General features: G+C 40.9%; 12 protein-coding genes and 1 pseudogene. 5 read left to right on the forward strand and 8 right to left on the reverse strand.

Annotated elements, in window-relative coordinates:
* From LKX84_RS17445 to trhA, 3 genes and pseudogenes are all read left to right on the forward strand, one after another.
* A pseudogene (locus LKX84_RS17445) lies at window positions 1-241 on the forward strand (hypothetical protein); the annotation flags it as partial.
* 14 nt (window positions 242-255) lie between these two features.
* On the forward strand, window positions 256-1,368 hold the full coding sequence (locus LKX84_RS17450; protein WP_228238953.1) for an amidohydrolase family protein: 1,113 nt from the start codon (window positions 256-258) through the stop codon (window positions 1,366-1,368).
* Between the two features lie 8 nt (window positions 1,369-1,376).
* Entirely contained in the window at window positions 1,377-2,009 is a 633-nt protein-coding gene (gene trhA, locus LKX84_RS17455; RefSeq protein ID WP_228238954.1) for a PAQR family membrane homeostasis protein TrhA, read from the forward strand.
* Here the strand turns inward: trhA and LKX84_RS17460 are convergent.
* The gene (locus tag LKX84_RS17460) at window positions 1,998-4,238 is read right to left on the reverse strand and encodes an Ig-like domain-containing protein (protein WP_317206486.1); all 2,241 of its coding nucleotides are present in this window, start codon (window positions 4,236-4,238) and stop codon (window positions 1,998-2,000) included. The two genes, trhA and LKX84_RS17460, sit on opposite strands and share 12 nt — an antisense overlap.
* Window positions 4,239-4,332: 94 nt before the next feature.
* Window positions 4,333-5,019, reverse strand: a complete 687-nt coding sequence (locus LKX84_RS17465) for a ZIP family metal transporter (RefSeq protein WP_228238958.1) — start codon at window positions 5,017-5,019, stop codon at window positions 4,333-4,335.
* A gap of 56 nt (window positions 5,020-5,075) precedes the next feature.
* Between LKX84_RS17465 and LKX84_RS17470 the strand changes: the two genes are divergently transcribed.
* Complete coding sequence (locus LKX84_RS17470; RefSeq protein WP_228238959.1) at window positions 5,076-6,242, forward strand: class I SAM-dependent RNA methyltransferase; 1,167 nt, start codon at window positions 5,076-5,078, stop codon at window positions 6,240-6,242.
* A 130-nt stretch (window positions 6,243-6,372) separates the two neighbouring features.
* Here the strand turns inward: LKX84_RS17470 and LKX84_RS17475 are convergent, their stop codons facing one another.
* From LKX84_RS17475 to rlmD, 4 genes are read right to left on the reverse strand one after another with little or no spacing between them, the layout of a single operon-like run.
* Window positions 6,373-6,714: a VOC family protein gene (locus LKX84_RS17475; RefSeq protein WP_228238960.1), complete on the reverse strand. Its 342-nt coding sequence runs from the start codon at window positions 6,712-6,714 to the stop codon at window positions 6,373-6,375.
* Between the two features lies 1 nt (window position 6,715).
* Entirely contained in the window at window positions 6,716-7,471 is a 756-nt protein-coding gene (locus tag LKX84_RS17480; RefSeq protein WP_228238962.1) for a DUF6048 family protein, read from the reverse strand.
* The gene (locus tag LKX84_RS17485) at window positions 7,452-7,964 is read right to left on the reverse strand and encodes a DUF6452 family protein (protein ID WP_228238964.1); all 513 of its coding nucleotides are present in this window, start codon (window positions 7,962-7,964) and stop codon (window positions 7,452-7,454) included. The genes LKX84_RS17480 and LKX84_RS17485 overlap by 20 nt, the downstream gene beginning before the upstream one ends.
* Before the next feature lie 21 nt (window positions 7,965-7,985).
* Window positions 7,986-9,404, reverse strand: a complete 1,419-nt coding sequence (gene rlmD / locus LKX84_RS17490) for a 23S rRNA (uracil(1939)-C(5))-methyltransferase RlmD (RefSeq protein ID WP_228238966.1) — start codon at window positions 9,402-9,404, stop codon at window positions 7,986-7,988.
* A 236-nt stretch (window positions 9,405-9,640) separates the two neighbouring features.
* Between rlmD and rocD the strand changes: the two genes are divergently transcribed.
* A complete protein-coding gene (gene rocD / locus LKX84_RS17495) occupies window positions 9,641-10,885 on the forward strand; it encodes an ornithine--oxo-acid transaminase (RefSeq protein ID WP_228238968.1) in 1,245 nt (414 codons plus the stop codon).
* 75 nt (window positions 10,886-10,960) lie between these two features.
* On the opposite strand, the gene LKX84_RS17500 is transcribed toward rocD, so the two are convergent.
* Both LKX84_RS17500 and LKX84_RS17505 read right to left on the reverse strand, forming a co-directional pair.
* A complete protein-coding gene (locus tag LKX84_RS17500) occupies window positions 10,961-11,476 on the reverse strand; it encodes a porin family protein (protein ID WP_228238969.1) in 516 nt (171 codons plus the stop codon).
* A 145-nt stretch (window positions 11,477-11,621) separates the two neighbouring features.
* Window positions 11,622-12,674: an LD-carboxypeptidase gene (locus LKX84_RS17505; protein WP_228238970.1), complete on the reverse strand. Its 1,053-nt coding sequence runs from the start codon at window positions 12,672-12,674 to the stop codon at window positions 11,622-11,624.
* Window positions 12,675-12,717: the final 43 nt, after the last annotated feature.

The raw sequence follows: 12,717 nt of genomic DNA on the forward strand, positions 1-12,717 counted from the left end.
ATGCATTATCTTTAGCAAAAATCACCGGGAAATGCTTAAACTTCAACTCTTCATTTGCTTTCTTTTGACCAATGTATTAATGTTCTCCCAACAAAATCAGCTAAAAGCACTTGTAGGTGGAACTTTAATTGATGGATTTGGTTCAAATCCGATTAAAAACAGTGTAATCCTAATTGATGGTGAGCGAATTACAGCTGTAGGTACCGTGGAGACCCTTCCTGTTCTGATCATGCTGAAGTAATATCCACTGAAGGTATGAGTATACTTCCAGGATTATGGGATATGCATGTGCATACCATGATCAATGGGCATGCGGATTATGCCTATTGGGACAAGACATATCCTCCATTGCTCAAAGATGTAATCATGCCTGCATCGGCCTACCAATTATTAATGGCAGGTGTTACTAGTGCCCGAGATCTTGGTGCCCCTTTGGAAGAAAGTATCGCCGTACGCGATGCAATCAATTCTGGTAAAATTCCAGGATCAACTTTATATGTTTCCGGACCATTTATTCAACACGAACCGTACCCTGGTACCGAAGATTTTAGATGGGGCGTTTCCAATGCTGAAGATGGTAGAAAAAAAATTAGGAAATTGGCAAATGCAGGTGTGGATGTCATCAAGCTGATAGATCATGATCAAATGACCATGGATGAATTGCGGGCAGTGGTTGATGAAGCACATAAACATAATTTAAAGGTTGTAGCACATGGTCATCGACCCGAAGAAATTCGTAGAGGTTTAGAGGTAGGTGTCGATTGTTTTGAACATACTGGATTGTCGTCCGCTCCTAGCTATCCTGACGATATCATAAAAATGATAGTTGAACGTACGGCCCAAATGAACAAAGGACCACTTTTTTGGTGCCCAACCGTAGAAGGTCTTTATAATTATGAGTACGTAAGGGATAATCAAGAGGTGCTGGATGATACCTCGTGGCACCTAGGACTACCGGATAGTGTGATAACCGATATCAAGAATAGTTTTAAGCACCCAGATAGACTTCCATATTTTCAACTAACACCCTCTAGAAAGCCCACCCTTCAGACTAAAATGAAACAGTTGTTAGATGCAGGTGTTGTACTGATGATCGGGACTGATAGTGGGATTCCGATGAAGTTCCATAGCCAATCCACTTGGAACGAACTAGATGTTTGGGTGAACGAGTTTGGTATTGACCCTATGTACGCCATACGTGCTGCCACCTATTGGCCAGCCCTTTGGATGGGTGTAGCAGATGATGTTGGCACGGTTACTCCTGGAAAGTATGCGGATATTATAGCGGTAAAAGGTGATGTTATGCGGTACATCAGTTTACTGCAAGATGTAGATATGGTCATTAAACATGGTAAACGCTATAAATAACCAACTATTTGACGCCTAAAACCAATCCTACCCTTCTTGAGGAACGGTGGAATGCCTATTCCCATGCCCTTGGAATTGCATTGGCTTTATTAGGAAGCTTTTTGCTTTTTCAAAATGAAGCAGTCCAACCCTATCTAAAAGGAAGTCTTTTAGTATATTCGATTTCCTTGGTATTGTTGTTCTCAACATCCACAGTTTACCACTCTGTTCAAAATCCAAAAGTGAAAAGGAAGCTTAGGATACTCGATCATATCAGCATCTATTATTTGATAGCCGGAACGTATACCCCTGTTTGCTTGACCGTATTATTGCCATCAAAAGGTTGGTTGTTATTTTTTATGGTTTGGGGTATTGCTTTGTTCGGAACTATTCTTAAACTTTTTTTTACGGGTAAGCTGGAAGCTTTCTCCCTGGTCCTATATGGTGTAATGGGATGGTTGATCGTTATCGATCTGCCCTATTTATTGGAACATATGTCTACAAAAGGCTTGTTATATCTTTCCTTGGGAGGTGCATTTTATACCATTGGCATTCTGTTTTATGCCATAAAAAAAATACCATATAATCATCTTATATGGCATTTTTTTGTCTTGGGAGGTGCGATAAGCCATTGGTGGCTTATCTATAAATTAATCCAATAGAAAATTGGGTGCACGGTAATAATATCCCTGGGAAGTAGATTTAAACTTCGATTCCATTTTAGGTGAAATCGTATATGGGAACTTGTTATCCTTTATTACACCATTCAAAAAGCTATCAAAATCAAGGATGCCTTCAAATCCCTTTAACTCTACTTGTTGTACTTTAAATCCGCTATTCTCGTAAATGGGGTAAAAGCCCCAGGTTTGTATTTCTTCCGGAATTTGAGGTAATATTACTTGATCCATCTTCTGGCTATCAAATGCAATGTTCCATCTATATGAGATATTCAATCCGTTGATGATCTCTGGGGTATCGGAATCAATAAATATTTTGCCCATCGTATGACCAGAACCAGATTTGGTCAAGTTAATTTGGTTGTTCAAATAGGTGTAATCTATGGTCCAATCCACCGGGCTAAAACTTAATTCTGGTTCACCCGTCCTTTCCGTAAAGTAGTCATTTATCCTAACTGTGTATTTGTAATTTGAAAAAGCATTGTTAAAGAAGTAAGGGACACCATTTGGTGGAATATATCCATAACCATAATTATGAATCAAATGTGAAACATTGTTGTTGAAATCTTCCTGGCTCAGATAACCTTGAAGCTCAATGGTTGTGCTTTCAAACGCTTGCCCGTTCATGACAGGTTCATAAAATCTTTGTTCAACACCTTGGGTGGAAAACATATCTGCCGAAACGACCAGGTTGGAAAGTGAACTTGGATCCAAAAGGGCATAGGAATAATTGTTCAAGGTGTTATTGTATAGTGCTAGATAAATAGCAGATGACTTCAAGGAACTGTTGACATTGTATTTTTGGGTAACAGAAATTTCTTCTGTTGGCCCATTTTCAGCTTGATGGAAATAACCATAGTAATCAAAGCCTTGTCCTATTAGATTCAATTCATCATTAAAATCGAAATTTTCCGTCGGGATTATATAGGAATCCACTTGGCTGGAAAATCTGTAATAGGTACTTAAATTGATTTGCGGAAGCAATGATGGTGAAATATTCTGCACCGTCGTGAATTCACTAGAATTACCTAGGGACCCACTTATATACTCTCCAAAAGTCAGCATATATTCAAATTCACCTCCGATTTCATTTAAAGTATGTAGTCTTATGATTTCCGAATCACTATAAATTCTTTCAACATCCAACAATTGACCGTCCATTCCAGAGGCAAAGACAAACAATCTTGCCGTGTTGGTGCCATAAAAATTGGCGGGAATGGCAATGGTTATCAATCTTCTCAAAATTTCAATAGGGTATTCTTCCATGCTTTCATTTCCCAGGGCGTCCAAAGCTTTGATATAAACACTAATTGCCCCAGTGGCAAAAGCAGCAGGGTCTAATTCCCACTCATAGTTGGGTGCGCTTTCAATAAGGAGTTGAGAGGATTCCCCTAATAGAAACTCGACTGAGGTAATATCCGAGTATTCATCCGTAACATTAGGATTAAAAAGTGTTGGTTCATCAATGATTTGATTGGCCTCTAGTGATTCCAAAGCAATTGTCGGTCCTGTGTTATCGGCAATAAAGGTTACATCAAAGGTTGCTGTATTTTGAGCAAGATCAACGGCTTCGATTTTGAAAGCGTTATTACCATCATTCAAATCCAACGTGTTGATGTTGATTTCAAATACCCCATCGGTAATTTCTTGAAGTAGTTCATTGTTTAAAAATGTTTTAACCGATGTAAGACCTTCGTTGTCAGTCACCTCAAAGGTAACAGCATTTACGTCTCCATTAATGATACTTGAATTTAATAAGGAAACATTGACAATTGAAGGCAACTCATTGTCTATATGTATGATTTGCTCTGAAACCCCTTCGTTTCCAGAGGTGTCCGTGGCCACAATTTTTAAAATATAATCCTGAAACTTTCCAGTACTTGGAATTTTCGAGGAGTAACCAGATAGGTCAATCGTGAGTTGAAAAGGTGCACTGCTGTCCTCGCCTACTTTTTGATCATTGATAAATGCCTCCACTTTGGCAACTCCACCAGCATCCTGTGCACTGATATTAATGGTAATTTGATTGCTGAAAACTGGTGGCTCGCCAGTAGAATTGTTGGTTGATCCTGCTATTTGAACACCGACAGTTGGTGCAGTGACATCCGGTTCTGGTGTTGGATCTTCAGAATCTGAGGAGCAGGAAATAACAAAAAGAAAAAAAATAAGATTTGGAATGGTAAGTATTTTTTCATGCGCAAGGTTGAGTTTAATTTTTTAAATCTAACCCAAATTGTCAATACCACAAAAATAGTATCAAAAAATGTCGGAATATTCGACAAAGGGTGTGATAGGACAAAACTATTGCTTATACCAAATAGGCAATCCCAACTCCCAGAATAATGACCAACAATTTCCTCAAATTGAAGGCATGCCCTTGGGAGCTTTCAAATAGGATAATGGTAGAGATATGGAAGAACACCCCAATGGCCAAAGCGGTCAAAAATTGGCCATAATTGGCAATCCAAGGAGAGGTGGACAAGTAACTGCCTAGTGGGGTCATCAAGGAAAAGGCAGTAACAAACAATAAAATGGAACCCATCTTCATCTTGGAGTTGATGAAAAAGATACTTAAAATGATGGCAATCGGAATTTTATGGATCACGATACCGTATAAAATGGCATTATTACCGTGAATGGGAACGCCTTCGACAAGCGCGTGAATGGAGAGGCTCAAGAACAACAAAGTCGGAAATTTATTTTCCTTCAAATGGATGTGCATATGTCCATGTTCCGCTCCCTTGGAAAAGAATTCCAAAAAGATCTGTAATAAAATTCCACCCAAAATAAACAGGGCAACAGTCTTTGGATTGTTATCTTCATAAACTTCAGGCAATAGTTCAAAAAAGGTGAGGGACAATAAAAAGGCACCGCTAAAGGCCAATAGAAGCTTAATGTTCCCGGTGTTTTGTGGCTTGATGAACCAAACAAAGGCAAACCCGATCCAAACGGCCAACATGGGGATGATATAAACGAAAAGTGAAGGAAAATCCATAGGCAGACTTGATGGTGTAAAAATAGCCTATTTTTGCGGAAAGATGTATTGAAGGTATGGCGGGAAATTTTAAAATGATGGCGAAGACCCTGTATGGTTTCGAGCCTATTTTGGCAAAGGAACTTCGGGATTTGGGTGCCGGACAGGTGGTAGAGGGCGTAAGGAACGTAACCTTTGAAGGGGACACAGGCTTTATGTACAAGGCCAATTTGTGCTTACGAACCGCTTTAAAGGTGTATAAGCCCATAAAAACGTTTCAGGTTTTTAATGAAAAAGATCTCTATAACCATATCTATTCCTTGGATTGGCCCTCTCTCTTCGATGTTGAGAAAAACTTCGCCATTGATTCAATTGTAACTTCGGATGTGTTCAACAACTCCATGTTTGTGTCCTTGAAGGCGAAGGATGCCATTGTGGATAAATTCCGGGCGGTGGTGAGGCAACGTCCCAATGTAAGCACACAAGATCCCGATGTTAGAATCAATATCCATATCTTCAAAAATACGTGTACCGTTTCCTTGGATAGCTCTGGGAGTTCCCTGCATCAACGTGGGTATCGTATCCTGACCAATATTGCACCTATAAACGAAGTTTTGGCGGCAGGATTACTATTGATGAGTGGTTGGGACGGACAATCGGATTTTTTGGATCCCATGTGTGGTAGTGGTACTTTTTTGATCGAAGCGGCCATGATCGCTTGTAATATTCCGGCCAACATCAACAGGGAATCCTATGCCTTTATGCATTGGAAGGATTATGACCCTGAATTGCACCAAAAAATTGTGGATGCCAGTTTGAAGAAAACTAGGGAATTCCATCACAAGATCTTAGGGTACGACAAAGCTCCATCGGCAGTTAGAAAATCTCAGGAAAATGCTGAAAACGCCAATTTAGCTGAATACATCACAGTGGAACGTAAGGATTTCTTTTATACCGAAAAACCAGTTGATGGGCCGTTGCACATAGTGTTCAATCCTCCGTATGGGGAACGTTTGCCCATTGATGTGGAGGAATTTTACGCCAAAATAGGGGATACGTTAAAGCAGAGTTACCCTGGAACAAAAGCTTGGTTGATCACATCCAACCTAGAAGCGTTAAAACATGTTGGCCTTAGACCATCCCAAAAAATAAAGGCGTTCAATGGAAAATTGGAATCCAAATTTGTGCAGTATGAAATGTATGAAGGAAGCCGAAAAGCCAAACCTCATAACAATCCGAGTTGAGAATGTAACAATGGGTTAAAAAATTTGGATAAGTGAATTAATTGATTAGCTTTGGTAAGTTTTTAAAAGCAAAAACTAACTAACTCAATCTAATTGCAAAGAAAAAGAGCCTGATTGATCAGGCTCTTTTTTATTTGTCGGACCAAATGGCCAGTTCATTGCCCGAAGGGTCCGTAAAATGGAACCTTCTGCCTCCTGGGAACGAAAAGATTTCCTGAACAATGGTGCCACCTGATCGTACTACTTTTTCTTGGATTTCCTCTAAATTATCATGGTAAAGGACCACCAATGCCCCGTTGGTTATGGTTTCGTTAGATTGGGCAAAACCACCTTCAAGACCACTATTGGAAAAGGCAATATATTCAGGACCGTAATCGGTAAAAGTCCAACCAAATGTCAGGCCATAAAATTCTTTGATCTTACCAAGATCTTTGCCCTTAAATTCGATGTAGTTAATCTTGTTGTTTTCCATCTTATTGTGGATTTGGTTCTTTTTTCTTCTTCGATTTTTTGTAAAAAGGAATCAGATAGGTGATGGAATAATTGTAGTTCACTCCAAAATTGCTGCCATCAGTGACCTTGTTGAATCCAGGGATCCAGAGATTGGGAAAATTTTCATCTTCCTTGTTGGTGATCAAAAAACCAAGTCGGGCACTCATGCCCACATAAATATTGGCAAAAAGTTCCGCTTTGATTCCGACCACCAACTCCAGCCAAGAAGCCGTCAATCCTGTAAATTCACGTCCTGGCTCGGCCCCTGCCAAGAATTCTTGATTGTAATATTGATTGCTGTCAAAAATGGAGTAATCGTTTAGGGTTTGGCTAAAGCTTGCTACCGCATACCGTCCGCCAAGAATGATGGAATTGTTCATCCCGAACCAGTTCTCGTAGGTGTTCATATCCACACCAGCCTTTATGTAACTTCCTGTTGTTTCAAAATTATACAAAAGAGTCTGGGACAGGTTTTCGGATTGGGTTTTGGTTTCGTTCCCTATTTCGGCGGCCAAATACAATTTATGGGTAAGGCGATAGTCCCCGACCAACTCAAGCCCCGTATAATCTTCATCAACAAAAGAAAGGACCAGTTTGCTGATGTCCGCGCCCACTCGAAGGCCGTATTGCTCCTTGTACTCCACCGTATCCTTTTTCTGAAGGTCAATGGGTTCACTTTGCCCCAATAAATTAAGGGGCAAAAGGATTAAGGTGAGACTAATAATATATTTTGACATGTACATTATCGGAGTTTTCTACAGATTCTTGAACCACTTTAATATCCTGGATCCAGTTATTGGCGCTTGCAGGCAGTGAAACACTTAGGTTGTCAAAGTTCATCACAAAACCGCAGGCACTTGAAATAAAAGCTTCTCTTGTGGTATAGGTAAAAGTAAGGGTATCAATGTTTCCAGTTTCCTCACCGGTATCCGCATCGTCCGCAGAATTGGTGATAAAGGCAAAAGATGTGGTAGTGGCATCAGAACGGATCGGAATTCCTATGGAATCCAAATTGCTTGAACGGTCGGTGAAGGTATTCACGGCACTGTTCAGAATGACTTCCTTAATCCGTAATGAGGGTACATCTTTACTTGCCGTGGTATCGGCAATATCATAAAATCTGACAATCAGTAACGGAGTATCTCCGTTTACACAGATATCATCCTTTTCACAGGAGGAAACATAAATGACCATGGAGATGATAAGTAGGAAGGGGATTATTTTCTTCATTCCGGTTTACTGTCCTTTTAATTAAAGATTGGCCCGTTTTTCCAAAAGTACAACATTTTCAACGTGATGGGTCTGTGGAAACATATCAACGGGTTGTACTTTGGTGACTTCGTACAATTCCTTCATAAGAGCCAAATCCCTCGCTTGGGTTGCGCTATTGCAGCTTACATAAACAATTTTAGGTGGGGCCACTTGTAATAATTGCTCCACCACATTTTTGTGCATGCCATCCCGTGGGGGATCGGTGATGATCACAGCAGGTTGCCCATGTTGGGCAATGAATTGATCGTTGAAGACATTTTTCATATCCCCAACAAAAAATTCAACATTGGTAATATTGTTATGACTAGCATTGGCCTTGGCATCTTCAATGGCTTCGGGAACCGATTCCACCCCAATAACCTTTTTGGCCTTTTTTGAAACGAATTGTGCAATGGTCCCGGTTCCGGTATAAAGATCATAAACCAGTTCATCACCGGTAAGTCCTGCAAAATTCCGGGTCACTTTGTAAAGTTCATATGCCTGTTCCGAATTGGTCTGGTAGAACGATTTGGCGTTGATCTTGAATTGCAGCCCTTCCATTTCCTCAAAAATATGATCACGTCCTGAAAAGCAGATCACTTCTTGATCGTAAATGGTGTCATTTTGTTTGGAATTGATGACGTAGAGCAAAGAGGTGATTTCAGGAAAAGTTTGAGCCAAATGGTTCAAAAGCAGCTCCCGCTGTTCTTTTTTATCTTCAAAAAATTGAACGAGCAACATGATTTCCCCTGTGGAAGCGGTGCGTATCATCATGGTGCGCAAAAGCCCCTCTTGTTTTCGGGGATCAAAAAAGGATAATCCATTTTTGATGGCAAATAGTTTGGTTTCCAATCTAATGGCGTTGGAGGGGTCTTGTTGTAAGTGACATTTTTTTATGTCCAGAATCTTGTCCCACATCCCTGGAATATGAAATCCCAAAGCCCTGCGATCTTCAATGTCCTTCTCGGAATTGATTTCTGATTCCGTTAACCACCGACTGCTGGAAAAGGAGAATTCCATTTTGTTCCTGTAGAAATATTGCTTCTTGGAACCTAAAATGGGGCTGATTTCTGGAAGTTCCAGATGGCCGATGCGTTTTAGATTGTTCTCCACTTCATTTTGTTTGAAATGAAGTTGGTGTTCATAGGCCATGTTTTGCCATTTACAACCTCCGCAAACGCCAAAATGCTGGCACTCGGGCTGGGTCCTTTTATCGGAAAGGATATGGAAACGTGTGGCAACACCTTCAAAATAGGCGCTTCTCTTTTTGGTGGTCATTACATCCACCACATCGCCAGGAACGGCATTGGACAAAAAGACCACCCTGCCATCCGGCGCCTTACCTACTGATTTTCCCTTGGCCCCGGCATCAACTACCGTTACGTTTTCAAAAGTTTGTCGCTTGTTCTTACTACGCATGGCGCAAAAGTAACTTCTTTTTGGTATTTGGAGGCTCCAAGCTTCTTAAATCGAACCTAAACTTTACAGCTAAATTGCAGTAGAATCAAGCATGACAAGGCCTTGCTATTGAACAATAATTTGTAATTTGCGGGCACTTCTAGGGATGATTTCTCTCCCACGCTGCTTTTTCGAGTCCTCGAAAGAATAAAGGTATTGTAGGAATGGTTGTTTTATGAATTTTAAAAATTATTGAAATGGCTGTTTTAGAGCATTTAACATCGCAGCAAGCGATTGATCTGGAAAACAAGTACGGTGCCCATAATTATCACCCATTGCCCGTTGTATTGAGTAGGGGTGAAGGTGTTTATGTTTGGGATGTGGAAGGTAAGAGGTATTACGATTTTTTATCTGCCTACTCAGCTGTAAACCAAGGGCATTGCCATCCCAAGATTGTGGGAGCAATGGTGCAACAGGCCCAAACCCTTACCTTGACTTCAAGGGCTTTTTACAACGATATGTTGGGGAAATACGAACAATATGCCACGGCAACTTTTGGGTTCGATAAATTGTTGCCCATGAATACAGGGGCCGAAGCTGTAGAGACCGCTTTGAAGATTTGTAGACGATGGGCATACCAAAAGAAGGGAATTCCTGAGAACCAGGCTCAAGTGATTGTGTGCGAGAATAATTTTCACGGAAGAACCACCACCATCATTTCCTTTTCCAATGATCCAGTGGCAAGGACAAATTATGGACCTTTTACCGAAGGATTTATCAAAATTGCATATGATAATCTGGATGCCTTGGAACAAACTTTGCAAAGCAACCCCAATGTTGCCGGTTTCTTGGTGGAACCCATCCAAGGGGAAGCAGGAGTGTACGTTCCTAGTGAAGGGTATTTGGCAAAAGCGAAGGCACTTTGTGAAAAATACAATGTGCTGTTCATTGCCGATGAAGTACAGACGGGTATTGCAAGAACAGGAAAAATGCTTGCAGTGGACCACGAAAATGTACAACCCGATATCCTGATTCTAGGCAAGGCCCTTTCAGGAGGCGTTTATCCCGTTTCGGCGGTTTTGGCCAATAATGAGATCATGGAGGTGATTACCCCAGGAAGTCATGGCAGTACCTTTGGAGGAAATCCAGTGGCCGCGGCTGTGGCCATTGCAGCTTTGGAAGTCATCAAAGAGGAACAGTTGGCCGAAAATGCCATGGAGTTGGGTGAAGTGTTCCGCGAAGAACTGAACAAGTTTATCCCCACTTGCGATTTAGTTTCTCAGGTTAGGGGCAAGGGATTGTTGAATGCCATTGTGATCAATGATACCGAGGACAGTTCTACGGCTTGGGATATTTGTATGGCACTGAAGGAGAATGGCCTTTTGGCCAAGCCTACCCACGGGAACATCATTCGGTTTGCGCCTCCTTTGGTGATGAACCATGAACAGTTATTGGACTGTGTGGATATTATCATCAAAACGTTGAAAGCGTTTTCCAAATAGACCATTTGGATTTTCAATAAAACAAAAAGGGGCAGTTTTTTAACTGCCCCTTTAATTTTGGAATTAGTGTATGGATTATAAGAATTTATAACCAACTCCAATAGTTAGGTAGTTTCCCCTAACCTTTACATCTTCACTACCGGTGTAAGAGTTATTTATCTGAAAGGTATACCTAGCTTCCAGAAAAAAGTCCTCATCAATATCATAACCGATACCTCCAGCAATATCCAATTCTACATTGCTAAAGTCCTCCACGGATTCTTCAAGGGAAAAAACCACTTGTGGTCCTACTTGAAAATTTAATTTTTCTGCAATGGCAATTTTTCCGAGAATCGGTAGCATTATGGCACTGGATCCATCTACGGTTGCATAAAGTAGCTCTGGTTGAACATTAAAATTGTCTGAAACTGTAAAATCCGCCACAGCACCAAAGTAGAATCCTGATTCAGATGCGGAAACGGTCAAGCCATCTGCCTTTATACTTCCTCTCGCATTAAGGTAACCCGCTGTTGCTCCAAATCTAACTTCTTGGGCATTAGATGAGTACGTGAATGCAATTACTGAAATTGCAACGAAAAATAGTTTTTTCATGTTTTGATAAAATTTATGTTACGGTGTAAATATAGAGATATATTTGAATGTCCAATGTGCCTTCTGAGGGGGGAGATAAAATTTAAAAAAGGTGTCTGGAAAGCATAAAATTGATTTCAATTGCTCTTAAATAGATCTACTTTTTTTAATGTACAGCTGCTTCCAAAAGTTCCAAGGACAACTCTGTAGCATTGAAAGATGCACGGGTGCCAACGGGAAGGGTAAAATTATTGGGAACATGACCAAAGCTCATACCATATGCCGCTGGCATGCCCAATGGGGCAATACGGTCCATGATGACTTCCTTCAGGGTGAAATTATCTTCCTTTTTTTCGCGGTGGCACCCTTTACAAACACCAAATAGGATCCCTTTCGCTTTTTTAAGGGTGGGACCTTCGATTAACTGGGTTAACATACGGTCAATACGGTAGGGAGCTTCTTCCACATCTTCCAAAAAAACGAGCTTGTCCGTAAAATCGATTTCATGGGGAGTGCCGATCAAAGCGTTGACCAAGGTTAGGCTACCGCCTGCCAATTCTCCTTCACAGTAACCATTTGTGATGGTATACCGCTCATATTCAGAATTCTTCAAGAACTCGGGATCGGTCAGTTTTGCGTTTTTAATCTTTTGTGAATCTTTACCTTTCATCAACACTTTTTTGAAGTATTTCTGACTGAAGGTATCGTCAAGTGTGCTGCCCACTGGTCCGTGAAAGCACACAAGGCCGGTTTCCTTGTAAATGGCCTGTATCAATGCGGTGATATCACTGAATCCGATTAAAACCTTCGGATTGTTCCTGATATTTTCATAATCCAGTTTGTCCAAAATTCGGGTACATCCATAACCGCCACGGGCGCATAAAATTCCATCTATATCAGGATTGACGAACATTTCATTTACATCCTTTGCCCGCTCCTCATCCGTGTTACTGAAATAGCCGTGGTTGCCGATCAACCTATCGGTATGAAAAGTTTTAAAGCCCATTTCCTTTAAAGTGGCCAAAGCCCTTTCCAAAACCTCGGGTTTAATGGCATACCCGGGAGCTACCAATCCAATGGTATCCCCTTTTTTGAGTTTTTTGGGTTTTATTTTAGGTAATGCAAAGGGTGTTGGATTATTTCCCCAACTAGGATTAGGCAGTAATGTAGCGGCTCCCAAAACGGTTGCGGATTTAAGAAAAATTCTTCTTTTGGACATGGAATAATTACGGGATTGAAATTTTACCTGGGCTTTGAGTCTA

Origin of the sequence: Allomuricauda sp. M10, assembly GCF_020782875.1 — a bacterium.
Classification (GTDB): Bacteria; Bacteroidota; Bacteroidia; order Flavobacteriales; family Flavobacteriaceae; genus Flagellimonas.